Genomic DNA, 15518 nt, shown 5'->3' with positions numbered 1-15518 from the left:
TTACCTCTTTTTCCGTTTCATACCGTAGGGAGTACGACGATTTTTTTTTAATAAAGGTTCTAACTCTTTTAAGGCCTGAGAATAAACTTGGCGCTTAAAAAAGATAACCTGCCCTTCTGGCTCATGAAAATCGATCCAACGCCAGCTATCAAATTCTGGCGAATCGCTCAGATCCAGTTTTACTTTTTGTTCACTGGCAACAAGTTTTAGTAAAAACCATTTTTGTTTTTGGCCAATTACTAAGGGCTCACTGCCATGACGCAAATATTGTTTCGGAAGTCTGTACTTAAGCCAACGCTTAGTAGAGCCTATTACTTCAACATCTTCTTTATCTAAACCTATTTCTTCATGCAACTCTCGGAACATTGCTTGGATTGATGTTTCCCCAGCGGCTAGTCCACCTTGTGGAAATTGCCAGGCATCATGTCCACTTCTTCTTCCCCAAAATACTCTGTTTTGGTCGTTGACTAGGATAATACCTACATTCAACCGATAACCGGCACGATCAATCACCATGATGTCACTGTTTAGACTAAATCGCTAATACCTTGATTTTTCCATAAACTGCAAGAACTTGGCAATTAAATCCGTAATTATTATTAAAAAAAATGTAACTAGTACTAAAATTTTGAGTGAACGGAGCTAATTAACGCGCAACATGTAATAAAACAAGAACTCACTTTGCTTTAACCTTGTTCAGGTTAGATATATAATTAGGACAAATACTCAAATCTAAAGTCTGATGAATAAACATATTTTAATTATTAACACCGGAGGAACGATCAGTTGTATTAAAACTGAAAATGGATATGAACCAGCGGTGGGATATGTTGCTTCCGCATTAAAGCAAATCCCATTATTAAAACATCAGGACTTACCCGAATATACGATCAAGGAGTATCATCCCTTGCTGGATTCATCAAATATGACCGTAAGCGATTGGAATCGAATCGCTAAAGATATTGCGGATCATTATGATGCTTTTGATGGATTTATTGTTTTTCATGGCACCGATACAATGGCTTACACGGCTTCCGCCTTATCGTTTATGTTGGAAAATTTAGCAAAGCCGGTCATTATCACCGGATCTCAGATTCCTTTATCTGAGGTGCGTAATGATGCAATTGATAACATTGTTACCTCGCTATGGCTTTGTGCGCATCAACCAATTAATGAAGTATGTATTTATTTCAATCAGCATTTATTGCGGGGTAATCGCACGCAAAAAATAAGTGCGCAAGGATTTAATGCCTTTGGTTCACCCAATTATCCGCATTTAGCAACCATAGGAATCGATATAAAGGTTCATCAGGAGCTATTATTACCGCCTTGCGAAAATCCATTTCGTTTGCAAATGGTTGAACCCCAATTCATCGCTAATTTCCGGCTCTTTCCAGGTTTTGCTTCTGATGTTTTAGCCTATATTTTAAATCAGCCTCTATGTGGTTTAATTTTGGAAACTTATGGTGCGGGCAATGCGCAAAATAATGATCCCCGCTTTTTGAGTTTGCTCAAAGATGCCTGTGACCGTGGAGTCATTATTATTAATTGTACTCAATGCCAAGAAGGACGGGTGGAAATGGACCAATATGCAACAGGCCATACTTTAAAGCAGGCAGGGATTATTAGTGGTCATGATATGACCCCTGAGGCTGCACATTGTAAGTTACTCTATTTATTGAGTAAAAAATTGGATATTCCGCAAATAAAAACCATGATGGAAATGAACCTTTGTGGCGAGTTGATGTCTTAATTTGCTCTATAGGTATTTATTGAAGCAACCCAGGGTTTTATGCTTCGAACTCTTTGGTTGCTTCGTGACGTGCTTCTTGCCGTGATGGCTAATAAATCGAGTTATATTTTATAACTCGCTCTATTGCAGATTTGCAGCGATTTTGGGTTTGTTTTCTTCACACAAATCTTTAATATCATCACTAGCATTCTCCATCGCTACTCTTAAACGTCCTCTGCTGGGTTTAATCGGCGATGCTTTAACATTGAGGCCAAGTCCGGAGAATGAGACGATGGGTAATGAGGCAACAGGCTTTGATTCTTCACAAATATCTGCATTTTCTCGCGTAATTGCTTTGATTGCGTCAGTAACAAAGGTTAGGCAAAGATCTGCATATTCATCTCGTTCGGTGTCTAAGCCATCGAGCTTTTTCTTACAATCGATAAGGTTTTTAATTAGACATTCCTCTTTCTTGGCTCGAATCTCGATGGGTGAGATAGAAACTTTGCTCGCAATGGCATCAAGGGCTTTGGTAAAAATATCCTCTTCGACTGGGCACATAATATTTTCACCTAAATAGTACGCAGCATAAAAGCAAAGAATATGGAATGCTTCCGTATTATCTTCCATATCAGCCAGTTTGAATGTCTGGGTGGAAATCAGATTATAAAAGCGGTCTAATGTTGAGTTGATATTAGTTAATGTTTTATTAAGAAGCCCTCGATCCCATTGTTTGAGCTTTCGTTGTTCTTGTACGATAAGATCGGTGTCAGTAACCAATTTTTTTAGGGCTGCGAGACTTCGTTCATCCGAATCCAGGCTATTGAAGGCGTCAATTTCTTTTTGTAAGTCTCTGGTTAGCTCTCGTTGTTTGTCAGAAAGATCCTTATCTCTAAACCAACTAAAAAGGGTTTTTTTATCTTCGGCGATGGAGTCTTCAATCGACTTAAGTAAAACTCTATTAATTAGATCTTTAGCTGCTTTAACAAATATCGTCATTGCTCTACTCCTTTAAATGCAATTTGTTTATCATAAACAAAACTTAATCTACTGATAACGTAAAAATTGCTTCATTGCATACCTGTTATTGTTTTTAACCTAGGGAATAACAAATCTCATGAATCTACACGTCGTAATATTAGCTGCAGGACAGGGCAAAAGAATGTATTCCAATACTCCTAAGGTGCTTCATCAGATTGCTGGAAAGCCCATGTTAGTTCGAGTAGTGGAAACCGCACAGCAATTAAATCCTGATGCAATCCATGTTATTTATGGTCATGGTGGTGAACAAATTAAGAACTCACTCCCTGACTTACCTGTACATTGGGTCCATCAGACAGAACAATTAGGTACCGGGCATGCATTAATGCAAGCGCTGCCTCATATTCCACCTCAAGCACAAGTTCTGGTTTTATCTGCTGATGTGCCTCTCATTCAAGCAGATATCCTTCGATCTTTAGTTGAATGTAGCAAACCAGCGGATATTCATCAATCCGTTTTGGCACTTTTAGTTGCCCACCTTGAAAACCCCTTTGGTTTGGGTCGTATCATTCGCGATCTTCAAGGCAAAGTTTATGCGATTGTAGAAGAAAAAGATGCAAATGAGCAAGAAAAGAATATTAAAGAAATTTATACGGGTATTTGTTGCGCAAAAGCGGAAAATTTAGCGCATTGGTTACCCCGCTTAAGCAATAAAAATGCACAAAATGAGTACTACCTAACCGATATTATTGCCTTAGCGGTGGCGGATGATGCAATGATTGCCACCCTAAAAACCAAGGATGTATCTGAGATTAATGGCGTTAACAATCGCTTACAATTACAGCAACTAGAGCGTATCTGGCAACATCGTGAAGCAGAGCGATTGATGCTGCAAGGGGTTGCTATTGCGGATGGCCATCGCTTTGATTTACGCGGGGAATTAATTTGTGGTAAAGACGTGTTCATCGATGTGAACTGTGTTTTTAACGGAAAGGTGGTTTTGGGAGATGGCTGTGTTGTCGGACCTAACTGCGTGTTGACTGATGTAACGCTTGGAGCCGGTACTGAAATTTATGCTAACAGTGTATTGGAAGGCTGTAGTATTGGTGATGAATGTGCGATAGGACCTTTTGCTCGTTTACGCTCTGGGACGCAATTAGCGGCAAAGTGTAAGATTGGTAATTTTGTGGAAACCAAAAAGGCAGTCTTTGATGAAGGCAGTAAGGCTAGTCATTTAAGTTATTTAGGCGATGTGCAACTAGGTAAAAAAGTTAATGTAGGTGCTGGGACCATTACTTGTAATTATGATGGGGTAAATAAGCATAAGACTGTGATCGAAGATGGTGCTTTTATTGGTTCAGATACCCAATTAGTAGCTCCAGTAACCGTTGGTGCTAATGCTACTATAGGCGCGGGCAGTACCATTCGTAAGAATGTGCCACCAAGTGAATTGACCCTGACGGAATCAAAGCAAAAAACAATTTATGGCTGGAAGCGCCCAGAGAAAAAAGATTAATCCATTAATTGAACCGTGCCTGTATTACGCTGCGCTAATACGGGCTACGGTTTTACTGACATTCTTTTCAATTTGATTGCAAAACTTCAGAATCAAGGGCAGTAACAAGATGGTGATAAACAATTTATACTGCCAAACATTAGCGACTAAATTAATAATTTGATCGCAAGAATAAATCCCACCAAACAATAGGCTGTAGTCAATCAAACATAATAATGAGTTCGCGCAGACATTCGCAATCAGGATCCGTAAAGGCCGTTGTACCGCATGACGCTTAAGATAATGTAGTAACAAGGTATTACTCATAAAGGTTGCGGATAAAGTTAGAAACGTTGCCGGCAATCGTCGCATCATAATATATTGGTAAAAAGATTCTGAGTTACAAAAGCAAGGCGATGGAAGAATCACAATGATCGATAATAAAATATCAAAAATCACTTGAGAGGCGATGATAATCAAGCTCAATTTTAAATTCGCTTTATAGCCCCATAACTCACCCATCAAGGTGCTAATCGCTAAGGTAACCGGAAAGAACAAGGCACTGGCGGCTAAAATCCAGTGACGATTAACCAAGGTGACAATACGATACTCGCAGGCCAGGCAAATCAGCATAATTACTACAGCAAAGCCACTTAAATAGTAACAGAGAGGGAATAGTTCATTATCACGTTGGAGGGTAAATGGAGTGTGTAGGTATTTTAAATAAATCATTAAATAGATGATGCCTATTACTAGCAGCAAGGAGGTGGCAATCATTAATGAATCGAGCATAATTTGGTTAAAGTTATGGAGATGCTCGCCTGCAAATAAAAGGAAAAAATTCAAAATAAAAAAGCTTAAGCCACCAAATAATGCTAAAAGCATACAGTGTTTTGTTGAAGAGAAAATCTTCGGAGTCCTAGCGCTGCCTAAGAGGTGGGGCACATAAAAACTGAGCACAAAGGAAATGGTCACCGCGAAGAATTTTTTAGGAAGATCATCAAACACAATTTGATAAACAGGATTTTCCCGCATGTGTCCTACGGTTGGTAAGTTAATTAATACATAAACGCCAAGACAAAAGGCATATAAAGACATGAGTGAAATATTTAGTATATGGCGTTGCTCTTTCTGCGTGCATTTACGCAATCCGATAAGATACAAACCTGCAATTATAGGGCAAATAATCGCATGAATAGAAAATACCAATCCTTTCAATACTACGATTTTAAATGAAACATTAATAAGTAAGATCAGGGACGTAACTATACCCATAGTTACGCAAAGAAATCCTGGTGCTTTGGGGGTGGACAATGTTTGATTCATATTCCGAGTATCTTGAAAGGTGTATTTTAATGGGCTAACCAGCTCGTAAATATAGCACTAGAGCACTTTAAATAGCAAGGTGTAATCATAAATGGCAGGGCGATCAGAAATGATGTTCATTTAACCAAGTTATTTTAATTAACTTAATTGTTTTTAATGTATTTTAAGGCTGGCTGTTAAGCCCCGCTCCGGGAGAGGCGCAAACAATCAAGGCTAGGCTTGTCAGTCTAGCCTGGTAGTCATTAAGTATTTACCATAACTAATTATTATTTAAAAATAATTGTTCTGTATGACTTTATTCAAAGAAGTTGACGTAGAAGATTCTTGTTCTGCTTCCATCCTTGGAGGCGGCTTTCGGTGAAGAAGTGCATAAGGGTTTAATTCTCGTTGACTTTGCCTCGAATTAATTTTTAAGTCGACTAATGGTTGGGCTTCCGTGGTTAGAGTCCGAAGTGGTTGGCTATCACCTTTATTTCCGGTTAGTAGTGGGGGTGTTTCACGGGACTCATGTAATGCAGACACTTGCGAATCGCTGGCCGTTGCTAAGGGAGGAGCTTCGCGCAAGTCGTGGCGTTGCAACCATTGCTGTAGTGCTTGCACAAACGTCCAAAAATCTTCATCAGAACATAAGGTTATAAGAAAGTCTGTGACCTTGGGTGAGATGCCATAGCGCTGATACAGTAGCTCTGGTACGGCTTTTCTTATGGTTGCAGCAACTAAGGGGATGTGCGAGTGAGTCAGGTTTGCTACAGGAATTCCAGCCATTTTTACAATATCGATAATATCAAGCCCAAGTTCGTGCATGTCTGGCCAGAAAATACGGAATACCGGATCATTGATTGCGGCTTTGGAGTCGTAATAAATGCTGGGAGCAATTTTCTTGGCGACTATTTTTAAATGACTTGGTTTCGGTCTGTCTAATCGCTCCAAGTCACTATTTAGTATTGCCGTTAGCTGTCTTAAAATGTCAGGCACGGAAATTAATGGTTTTTTATTGGGTTGAGGTTGAAATAGTCTGGCAATTTCAGCTTTGGAACCAGAAATAATCACATCAGCGAGAAAGCCAGTGGCTTTCCCATAGGTGACGACAGGGTCCAGTAAAGTATACTTTCCTGGAGCAACATAGTCGATTTTCATATGAGTTGCATTATTAATAAAAAATAGCATTAACATGTGGCGCATGGTTCTATGCGCTGCATAAGACGGTATGCCAACAGTTGATTGTAGTGCTTTGTCTAAAAGCATTTCGGTGATCACGTAGGCGACACCTAAAGACCATATTTTCGACCGCTCTGCTGAAGCCCTGTGCCGTTCGCAAAGATCTAAATTTGCGCCCCGAGTAATTAGATCGCCAGAAAAGCCTGTTTTTAAGATTAAAGCGACTATTTCACCAGCATAGGGTAGATAACTTACTCCCCCAGTTAATAAATCATTTAAGAATAATACGAAGAATTCACGAAGCGAGCCTTTTACCTTACGTTTTAAATTACAATGCTCCTTTTCGCAGGGTGTAAGTTCTTTATTTTTAGGTTTGGGCTTGGTTGTATTAAACGCGGCAGCACCCATGGTATCAATGGCCAAGGTTTGAGCGAGCATATGAGATGACCGTTGGGTAGTCCATACCCAAACTGCCCAATCAATGGCGGTAGCTGCAGGAATCACCATGGTGTTGTATAAAAGGGTCGTTTCTTCTTCTTGTTCACGTCCAGTTTTAACCGCTGTTTGTAATGAGGTATTTACCATATTGACTACGACTAAGGGCATAATCTGATAGACCGCGATATTAGTTGCTGCTTTAATTATTTTATATGATTGCTCCGAGCCTAATGCTGGAAGTGATGTTTTTAACGCTTGCGCTTGTTCTAATGTCGAAAACACCATGTTTACTGCAAACGTAGAGATTTTGACTGCAGGGGTATAGGTCCAGTCCCAAACCCATTTTACCGTATCGGTAACAGTATCTTTTGCTACTTGTGCTCCATTTACAATTGTATTCCACCATCCCATATTATTTCTCCCTGAAACATCGAAAATTCATTCTAGGGGCAAATTTTGAGGAATGCTATACCCCTAAACAATCATTTTTACATAGTGTAGAAATTTCGCGATTAAAAGGGTTAAATGTTATCATTTAGGGTGTTTTGTGAGCATTTATGCAAGGTTTTTATCGGTAAATTCACAGAGGTCTTGGATAATGCAGGTGCCGCACTTAGGTGCGCGTGCAGTACACACATAACGTCCATGCAAAATTAACCAGTGATGGGCATCCTGTAAAAATTCTGCAGGGATGTTTTTGATTAGCCCATGCTCAACCGCCAGAGGTGTTTTTCCTTTAGCAATGCCGATACGGTTGGCGACACGAAATATATGAGTATCTACGGCCATGGTCGGCTCACCAAAAGCCGTATTCAAGACCACATTCGCCGTTTTACGCCCAACGCCTGGTAATGATTCGAGCGCCTCACGTTGCCTGGGAACCTCGCCATGGTGATGTTGAAGTAATAAGGCGCAGGTCTTGATGATATTTTGCGCTTTACTATTATAAAGGCCAATTGATTTAACATATTCTTTTAATTGGTCTAAACCTAAATCTAAAATGTCCTGCGGTGTATTGGCTACCGGAAATAATTTCGTGGTAGCTTTATTGACGCTGACGTCTGTTGCTTGAGCTGAAAGAATAACCGCAATTAATAACTCAAAGGGCGAGTGATAAACTAATTCCGTAGTTGGATGAGGATTTTGTTCCCGAAAGAGGGTAAAAATTTCTCGAATCTTTTGCTTATTCATGCGTCTTCTTTGCCTTAACGCGAGCTAGGGCTTGTTGGATATAATCTTGTTTGGCTTTGATGTCTTGCGACTGAGTAGCCGAGTTGTTGGTTAACAGCCGTTTTTCTCGATAAGCCTGCTGCTTTTGATGCTCATCACGCAACATGCGGGTTTGTTTGTCATTAAAGCGTTGACGTGCCAAATCCTTATCATAATCCGGCTCCGGCAGCGTTACCATTTCAATGCAGTCCACTGGGCAGGGTGTCACGCATAAACCACAGCCAGTACACTCATGACTAATAACGGCATGCATTAATTTGCCGCTACCAATAATGGCATCTACAGGACAGGCTTTAATGCATTTGGTACAACCAATACAATCTGCTTCACGTATAACTGCTACCGATGGCGCTCGGGTATTTGCCATCGCCTCATCAAGATAGGAGCTTGCATCAAGATTAAGTAATGCCGCTAGCGCCTTAACGGTTTTCACTCCGCCAGGAGGGCATTTATTAATGGTGGCGCTGCCTTGCGCCAAAGCTTCGGCGTAAGGCAAGCATCCGGAATAATTGCACTCGCCACATTGAGTTTGTGGCAAAAGGGCATCGATTTCTTTAACTGAGGGCATTAGTCACCTGTTTTGATTGCTCGAGCATGGCGTCTATTTTTTCTTTTTCAACACGAGTTATTAAGGGTTGGAATGGATTCAGCTGATGGTTTAACAAGGGCGCATCAATCGCTGCCCAGGTTAATGGCTCACAATTTAAAAATTGTTCTGCAGCTTGCGCCATCAGAGGTAATACCGGTTTCAAGTAAGTCATGAGTACGCGGAACAAATTAATGCCCATAGTGCAAATATCTTGAACTTCTGCCAAACGATCTTCTTCTTTCGCCAGTACCCAGGGCTTATGAGTATCAATGTATTGGTTTACTTTATCTGCACAATCCATAATGAGGCGAATGGCGCGTGCGTAATCACGTGTCACATAGCCATCAATAATTGCTGGACGCATTTCCAATAATTCCGCATACAATTGTGGCTCACTAAGGCTATTACTTAAACGGTTTTCAAAACGTTTATTAATAAAACCGGCACAGCGGCTGGCGATGTTTACTACTTTACCCACTAAATCGGCATTAATACGGTTGGTGAAATCTTCAAAATTCAAATCCAAATCGTCAACACGCCCATTGAGTTTTGCCGCATAATAATAACGCAAATATTCAGGATGTAGATGATCCAGATAGGTGCGAGCCTCCAGGAATGTTCCGCGAGATTTAGACATCTTTTGTCCATCAACCGTTAAAAAACCATGGGTATACACGGCAGTAGGTAGACGATGATCGCTGGCAGCAAGCATTGCCGGCCAGAATAAGGCATGGAAATAAACAATATCTTTGCCTACGAAATGATATAATTCGGTTTTAGAATCCTTATCCCAGAATTCGGCAAAGGAAAGGTCTTGTTCATCGCAGTATTTTTTGAAACTTGCCATGTAGCCTATAGGGGCATCCAGCCAAACATAAAAATACTTATCGGTAGTCCCGGGAATTGGGAAACCAAAGTAAGGAGCATCTCGAGAAATATCCCATTGTTTTAGACCTGCAGCAAACCACTCATCGAGTTTATTCGCGACCTCTGTCTGTAAGTGTCCATTACGAGTCCAGTCTTTTAATAAACCTTCAAAACGCGGCAAATCAAAGAAATAATGTTCTGAATCTTTTTCGATGGGTTTGGCACCAGAGATTGCTGATACCGCATCAATGAGGTCGGTTGGTGAATAGGTGGAACCACAGACTTCACAATTATCACCATACTGATCCTTTGCACCGCATTTAGGACAGGTTCCTTTCACGTATCGGTCAGGCAGGAACATTTGTTTCAGTGGATCAAAGGACTGGCGAATGGTTTTTTTAACGATGCAGCCACTTGCTTGCAGTTTTTCATAAATAGCCGAGGCTAATGCCTGATTTTCAGGGGAATGGGTTGTATGATAGCAGTCGTAGTCGATAGCAAAACGCTTGAAGTCATGCTCGTGACTTAATTTAATTTCTGCGGTTAAGGCTTCAGGAGTAATGCCCATTTGCTCTGCTTTTAACATAATGGGGGTGCCGTGTGCATCGTCTCCGCAGACACTTATACATTGAATACCTAACATTTTGTGCGTGCGCACCCAAACATCGGTTTGAATGTGTTCTACCAAATGTCCTAAATGCAGATGTCCATTTGCATAGGGAAGGGCGCTAGTGACTAACATTTTACGTTCTGTATGGTTTATTGACATGTTCAATGACTCCTCATTACCCATAGTTTGTCGTAGGTATAAATGCGCCCGATTATAACGCAAACAGGGATTAAATGCTGCAGTAAACTGGATGAGAATAAAAAACGCGGCTCAAGCCGCGTTTTAAGTGATTATTTTGCTAAACATCTTAGTTAGCCGTTTGCAGTTGACTTCCAGTCGCGAGACCTAGCTCTTCAGCTTCATCGTATACTTCTTCTTTTGCACTTTTATGGACTGAGCTAGTGTGTACGGGTTTTTCATCCGTGCTTTGCTTTGCTGCAGTTGGGGCGCTATTTAAACGCTGCATTAGTCGTGGACCACTATTTCCGTGAGCGAGTTCCTCTGCTTGCATGCCTTCTTCTGGATGTTCAGGTTGCGGATTACATGCATTTTTAATCGCAGAAATCAAATTAGCCACAGAGGTTACGGCATAAGTAGCTAGTGAAGTCGCAGTAAAAGCCAGACCCGCTGCAAAGCCCATTTGCAATAATGGATCGGCACCAACAATGCCCGCGATGGAATAGCCATAAATAGCATAATCAGCTACTAACGTTAGAGCGGCAGGCCACAAATAAAGGGTTAAACCAACAGCACCACCAACAGCTAAAGAAGCCCAAAAAGCAATAGATATTGCTGCCTTATGATTGTCAACAAAAGAAGAGATTCCTCTTCCCAGTGCTCCGATGCCTTCTAAAACCAAACCTAAAAGCCCAGCAAATACAATTGGCTTCCCTTCTTTGTTTATTTTAACGTTACCGTCTTTATATCTTTCGGTAGAGCCAAAGACTAACTTAGCCATACCAAATAATATAGTTCCCGGAAGTTCTACTGCACCAATGGCAAAGTCTCTTAAACGTCCCATATATTCACTCCATGATAGTTATAAATCACCACAAAGCATAACAATGATTCGTAATGTCGTGAATCAAAAATGCTCAATTTGTTGTAACAGAAGTGTAAAGCCAATGTTCGCTGCAGCTCGTATTCATCAGTGTATTACGGATACGGCGAGAGATTATTGATACAGTGTTGGATCACTGACATTAGCACCAGCAAAACCTCGTTTTCTAAAGGTACAACTATCGCAATTGCCGCAGGCTCTGCCAGCATCATCTGCTTGATAACAGGAAACCGTCAAACTGTAATCCACGCCTAAGCCTAAGCCTAATTCAATGGTTTTAATTTTACTTAAATGTTGTAAGGGGGCATGGAGCGTAAATGAGTCGCCGTTTACCCCTGCTTTTGTTGCTAAATTAGCTAAAGTTTGAAACGCAGCGATAAATTCAGGACGGCAATCAGGATAATGAGAATAGTCGATGGAGCTTGCGCCAATGTAAATATCTCGGGCGCCAATTGATTCAGCGAAACCTAAAGCCATCGCCAAAAAAATAGTATTACGTGCTGGTACGTAGGTAACTGGAATTTCAGGGCTGTCCTGAAACTGGGGAACATCGAGCGAGGCATCGGTTAACGCGGAATTACGAAATAATCCCGTGTCTAAGTTAACAATTTTATGGCTTGCCGCTTGATAATATTGGGCGATACGTGTTGCAGCCAGCAGTTCGGCTGTATGTCTTTGCCCATAGGAAAAACTCATTGTATGGCATTCAAAACCCTGTGATTTGGCCAAGGCAAGGCAGGTTGTCGAATCCAAGCCGCCTGATAACAGTACAACCGCTTTTTTCATAATGTGCATTCTCGAACAGATTGGGTAATTGCCGGTAATTTTACCATAGTTCACAAAAAGTGGTTGACTTTTCTTAAGCACTTGATTGTTTTCTGTCTAATATATGAAAGATAGCGAAAATTTTAGTATCAAATGTGTAAATCGATGCAGGATTCGCTTGTTACCAAAATGATTGCTATGTTATAAAAAAGAGCATACTTATTTTTTTTACTACTACTATTATTAAAAGAAAGAATGAGTCGCCAGTAACTACTCAACTTTAGAGGTGACATGATGATAACAAGCAGCGGAATTCTTCAATCTTATCTTATCCATTCGCTTAATGCGAAGACTAAGTTACGCCATGAAGAATTGCTGAAACGTCATAAAGAGGAATTACTGAAAAATAATCTCTATGCTGTCGATGGTGGTTTTCTTACCCCCTTAACTTTTTATACCGGTATTTTAGCTGATACGGACGAAATTTTGATTTCGTACATGAGTTCTGAAAAAAAAGCTCAGCGAACTCATGATTTGCAAATTGCTTATTTACTGTTACTCACACAAAAAGAGTATGAGTTAAGGCATCAAAAAACCGAAAATATAGCGGATTATAACGAGAAGATCAAACAATGTGAAACAATGTTGGATAAACTTAATCCGGCTTGGCAGGCGCGCATTGATAAAGCGCCAGAACAAGCGTGTTTTACTGATGGTAAGCCCGTCAAATACTTAGGTATTGCTTTAGGTGAAGAGTTTGCTCAGCAATTAGTTGATTCTGGAAAATGCAAAACCATCAGAGAGTACATCGGTGCTTTAAACGGTAAGCGTTTGTACTGGGTATGGGGTTCTTCATTTTTGAAAACCATGCTGAGTCTGGTTCCTGAAGGCTTTCGTAATGCAGAACAAGCCGGAGAGATAGTTAAAATTCCAGATCCTTATACAGGCTGTTTAAGTTGGGGCTTATATTACTTCCGCTTCTCAATGAATTTCTTTTTATTGCTTAAACATACTGTTCAGCATCCGTGGATGAGCCAAGACGAAATTGATGAGGGCGTGATTAATCGTTTCAGCACCCAATGGGCACACCGTAAATTTACTTTATTGAATGACTCGCTGTGGGCAACTGCGAATTTACTGTGCTTCTTTTGGTTGACTGGTAAAGGCGTATTGGGAACTGCGGGAGACGCTCTAACCGTAGTCTTGTTATTATTCGATGCAAGTGTCGCACTTTGGGATTTTGCAGAGCAACAAGCCTTGCATAAGGCACAAATTCAACAATATCACGATGATATCAAGCAATTAAACGCTGAAATAAACAAATTAATTGGTGATGATGAAGCAAGTAAAGCAAAAAAAACACAACTGAAACTGCAAAAAAATGCTTTAGAGCATGAGATAAAACAGTGCATCAGCAATTGGACGCTGCAAAAAATAGGTTTATACACCAATATTGCTTATGCCGTAGGCTTAATGGCTGCTTTTGTGGTGATGGCGATGCCTTTTATACCTATTGCCGCGGGATTGGCTTCTACGCTTGGCATCGTTGGGGCGGTCGTTTGTTTTGCCATGACGGTTATAAATAATGCCGTTCAGAGCGGTATCGAAATCCATAAGACTAAATCTGCTTTACAAGATAATGAAGACAATTTTATGGTACAGGTAGGCTCATTGAAGCGTCAGATAGTACTTATAAAGTCACAATTGCCTGATGATGCAATGAAACTGTTGTTTTTGGAAATAAAAAGACTGGATGCAAGAACAGAGCACCAACAACAAACAATTAGTTTGCAAATCGCACACTTAATCCGCTCCATTACTTTGGAGGCATTTATACCGGCCGCAATTTTTTCTTGTTTGGTATTTATGCCATTGGGTATTGGTTTAAGTGCGCTTGCCGGAGGACTCGCTTTGGTAATGGCTTCTAATTTGTTAATTAGCTCTTCATTGACCCCTGATGAGGAAATGCTGAAGGTAAAACCCTTTGATTTAGACGAATATGATGACTTCTGTGCTCTACTTAAGGATGATAAGGCATCATCTAGGGATTATCATGCATTCTTTAAAAGTAAAGGGACTTTATTAAAGTACGAGTCCCAATCCTTAATCGACCAAAATGATGAGGATATTCGTCCGGTGTTATGAGCTAAAAACTATAGCCTGGATGTCGCGTTAGCAGCCAGGCTATGGATAAATTCCCCATCCTCGCTATCTAATTCGTCATCACTGAGCGTAGTGAGGGCGTTTCTCTCTCGCTCTGATCCATTGTGGGAGCGCCCTTAGACGATAAATGCCAATATTTCATACCCCGAGTTCAAAATTTTATCATTAAAAATCATGATGTTAGTTTGATTCAATAAAGGCTGGCTTTCAGAAAAGTCTTATGTATAATTGCTGAATCAAGCTCTTTCGGAGGGTAAGCAATGATAAAATCTAGCATTTCGTGCTTGTTTTTTGTTTCATTGAGCGTGAATGCCTCAGGTAGTTGCGATATGAATGCAGGGCTTTCTGATTCCAATGTTTTAGCACTTAGTTCTCAACCAGGTTTTTGCCAAACTTATGGTTATGAGGCAGGCAAACCCGAATGTTCTCATTTATCTAAAAATTCTTATCAAGCACGTCATCTCACCTTGCATGGCTTATGGCCCAACCAGAATGCTTGTGGGCAAAGTTATGGTTTTTGTGGCGTTTCTCAACGCAATAATCATTGTGATTATTCCCCTCTTGATTTATCTACTGAAGTGGCTGAAAGCTTACAAACAATGATGCCTGGCTATAAATATGGGAGTTGTTTGGAGCGTCATGAATGGAACAAACATGGAAGCTGCCAGGCATTAAGCGCCGATCACTATTTTACCCTCGCTATGCGTTTGGCTATCGAGATGGATCAATCTGCTTTTGGTAGTTATGTAACAGAAAATTCCGGTAAAACCGTAAGTCGAGAGTCATTACGTAAAATGCTTGATGAAACTTTAGGAAATAAAAACGCAGGTAAAGTTTATTTGGGATGTAAGCGAGGCATATTAGTCGATATTTATATTGAACTTCCCGCATTAGTTCCGGTAGATGAGCCATTAGAGTCCTTAGTTGATAAGGCACCTAATTATCATTACCATGATTCTTGTCCTGCAAACGTAAAAATTTCTGATTTCACCAAAGGTTCTATCCTCTCTGTGACTGGGGAAAAAAGAGTTAACCTGGGTTAGCCTTGAATGCAGCCAGCATTCCGCATGCGCGGGATGACGGTGTCGCAAGAAAAAACAGTAA

13 protein-coding genes are annotated in these 15518 nt (G+C 40.5%); 4 read left to right on the top strand and 9 right to left on the bottom strand.

Annotated elements, in window-relative coordinates:
* Nucleotides 1–516 (bottom strand): RNA pyrophosphohydrolase, encoded by a 516-nt coding sequence (locus ACQY7T_RS00680; RefSeq protein WP_428410815.1) that lies wholly within the window; start codon nt 514–516, stop codon nt 1–3.
* Between the two features lie 226 nt (nt 517–742).
* Here ACQY7T_RS00680 and ansA point away from each other — a divergent pair, with 226 nt between their 5' ends.
* Nucleotides 743–1753 carry an asparaginase gene (gene ansA, locus ACQY7T_RS00675; protein WP_428410814.1) on the top strand — a complete coding sequence of 337 codons (1011 nt, stop codon included), beginning with the start codon at nt 743–745 and terminating at the stop codon, nt 1751–1753.
* 120 nt (nt 1754–1873) lie between these two features.
* Here the strand turns inward: ansA and ACQY7T_RS00670 are convergent, their stop codons facing one another.
* A complete protein-coding gene (locus tag ACQY7T_RS00670; RefSeq protein ID WP_428410813.1) occupies nt 1874–2731 on the bottom strand; it encodes a hypothetical protein in 858 nt (285 codons plus the stop codon).
* Between the two features lie 118 nt (nt 2732–2849).
* Here ACQY7T_RS00670 and glmU point away from each other — a divergent pair, with 118 nt between their 5' ends.
* Entirely contained in the window at nt 2850–4229 is a 1380-nt protein-coding gene (glmU, locus tag ACQY7T_RS00665; protein ID WP_428410812.1) for a bifunctional UDP-N-acetylglucosamine diphosphorylase/glucosamine-1-phosphate N-acetyltransferase GlmU, read from the top strand.
* Between the two features lie 24 nt (nt 4230–4253).
* Here glmU and ACQY7T_RS00660 read toward each other — a convergent pair whose 3' ends face one another.
* The 7 genes from ACQY7T_RS00660 to queC form a co-directional block, all read right to left on the bottom strand.
* Entirely contained in the window at nt 4254–5534 is a 1281-nt protein-coding gene (locus tag ACQY7T_RS00660) for a VUT family protein (RefSeq protein ID WP_428410811.1), read from the bottom strand.
* 270 nt (nt 5535–5804) lie between these two features.
* On the bottom strand, nt 5805–7541 hold the full coding sequence (locus ACQY7T_RS00655; protein WP_428410810.1) for a hypothetical protein: 1737 nt from the start codon (nt 7539–7541) through the stop codon (nt 5805–5807).
* 144 nt (nt 7542–7685) lie between these two features.
* Entirely contained in the window at nt 7686–8321 is a 636-nt protein-coding gene (gene nth / locus ACQY7T_RS00650; protein WP_428410809.1) for an endonuclease III, read from the bottom strand.
* Nucleotides 8314–8928: an RnfABCDGE type electron transport complex subunit B gene (locus ACQY7T_RS00645; protein WP_428410808.1), complete on the bottom strand. Its 615-nt coding sequence runs from the start codon at nt 8926–8928 to the stop codon at nt 8314–8316. The genes nth and ACQY7T_RS00645 overlap by 8 nt, the downstream gene beginning before the upstream one ends.
* The gene (gene metG / locus ACQY7T_RS00640) at nt 8915–10558 is read right to left on the bottom strand and encodes a methionine--tRNA ligase (protein WP_428410856.1); all 1644 of its coding nucleotides are present in this window, start codon (nt 10556–10558) and stop codon (nt 8915–8917) included. Before metG ends, ACQY7T_RS00645 begins: the two co-directional genes overlap by 14 nt.
* Nucleotides 10559–10733: 175 nt before the next feature.
* On the bottom strand, nt 10734–11447 hold the full coding sequence (locus ACQY7T_RS00635) for a hypothetical protein (protein ID WP_428410807.1): 714 nt from the start codon (nt 11445–11447) through the stop codon (nt 10734–10736).
* Nucleotides 11448–11600: 153 nt separating this feature from the next.
* On the bottom strand, nt 11601–12272 hold the full coding sequence (queC, locus tag ACQY7T_RS00630) for a 7-cyano-7-deazaguanine synthase QueC (protein ID WP_428410806.1): 672 nt from the start codon (nt 12270–12272) through the stop codon (nt 11601–11603).
* A 270-nt stretch (nt 12273–12542) separates the two neighbouring features.
* On the opposite strand from queC, the gene ACQY7T_RS00625 reads away from it, so the two are divergent.
* Both ACQY7T_RS00625 and ACQY7T_RS00620 read left to right on the top strand, forming a co-directional pair.
* Nucleotides 12543–14396 (top strand): hypothetical protein, encoded by a 1854-nt coding sequence (locus ACQY7T_RS00625; protein ID WP_428410805.1) that lies wholly within the window; start codon nt 12543–12545, stop codon nt 14394–14396.
* Nucleotides 14397–14674: 278 nt separating this feature from the next.
* Nucleotides 14675–15457 (top strand): ribonuclease T2 family protein, encoded by a 783-nt coding sequence (locus ACQY7T_RS00620; RefSeq protein WP_428410804.1) that lies wholly within the window; start codon nt 14675–14677, stop codon nt 15455–15457.
* Nucleotides 15458–15518: the final 61 nt, after the last annotated feature.

The sequence above is a fragment of the Legionella sp. genome (genome assembly GCF_965140895.1).
In the GTDB taxonomy this organism is placed as follows: Bacteria; Pseudomonadota; Gammaproteobacteria; order Legionellales; family Legionellaceae; genus Legionella.
This window is presented reverse-complemented; position numbering and strand designations above follow the sequence as displayed.

Coding starts and splice junctions, on each gene's coding strand:
- ACQY7T_RS00680 (WP_428410815.1), bottom strand. CDS start 516: ATGGTGATTGATCGTGCCGGTTATCGGTTGAATGTAGGTATTATCCTA.
- ansA (WP_428410814.1), top strand. CDS start 743: ATGAATAAACATATTTTAATTATTAACACCGGAGGAACGATCAGTTGT.
- ACQY7T_RS00670 (WP_428410813.1), bottom strand. CDS start 2,731: ATGACGATATTTGTTAAAGCAGCTAAAGATCTAATTAATAGAGTTTTA.
- glmU (WP_428410812.1), top strand. CDS start 2,850: ATGAATCTACACGTCGTAATATTAGCTGCAGGACAGGGCAAAAGAATG.
- ACQY7T_RS00660 (WP_428410811.1), bottom strand. CDS start 5,534: ATGAATCAAACATTGTCCACCCCCAAAGCACCAGGATTTCTTTGCGTA.
- ACQY7T_RS00655 (WP_428410810.1), bottom strand. CDS start 7,541: ATGGGATGGTGGAATACAATTGTAAATGGAGCACAAGTAGCAAAAGAT.
- nth (WP_428410809.1), bottom strand. CDS start 8,321: ATGAATAAGCAAAAGATTCGAGAAATTTTTACCCTCTTTCGGGAACAA.
- ACQY7T_RS00645 (WP_428410808.1), bottom strand. CDS start 8,928: ATGCCCTCAGTTAAAGAAATCGATGCCCTTTTGCCACAAACTCAATGT.
- metG (WP_428410856.1), bottom strand. CDS start 10,558: ATGTTAGTCACTAGCGCCCTTCCCTATGCAAATGGACATCTGCATTTA.
- ACQY7T_RS00635 (WP_428410807.1), bottom strand. CDS start 11,447: ATGGGACGTTTAAGAGACTTTGCCATTGGTGCAGTAGAACTTCCGGGA.
- queC (WP_428410806.1), bottom strand. CDS start 12,272: ATGAAAAAAGCGGTTGTACTGTTATCAGGCGGCTTGGATTCGACAACC.
- ACQY7T_RS00625 (WP_428410805.1), top strand. CDS start 12,543: ATGATGATAACAAGCAGCGGAATTCTTCAATCTTATCTTATCCATTCG.
- ACQY7T_RS00620 (WP_428410804.1), top strand. CDS start 14,675: ATGATAAAATCTAGCATTTCGTGCTTGTTTTTTGTTTCATTGAGCGTG.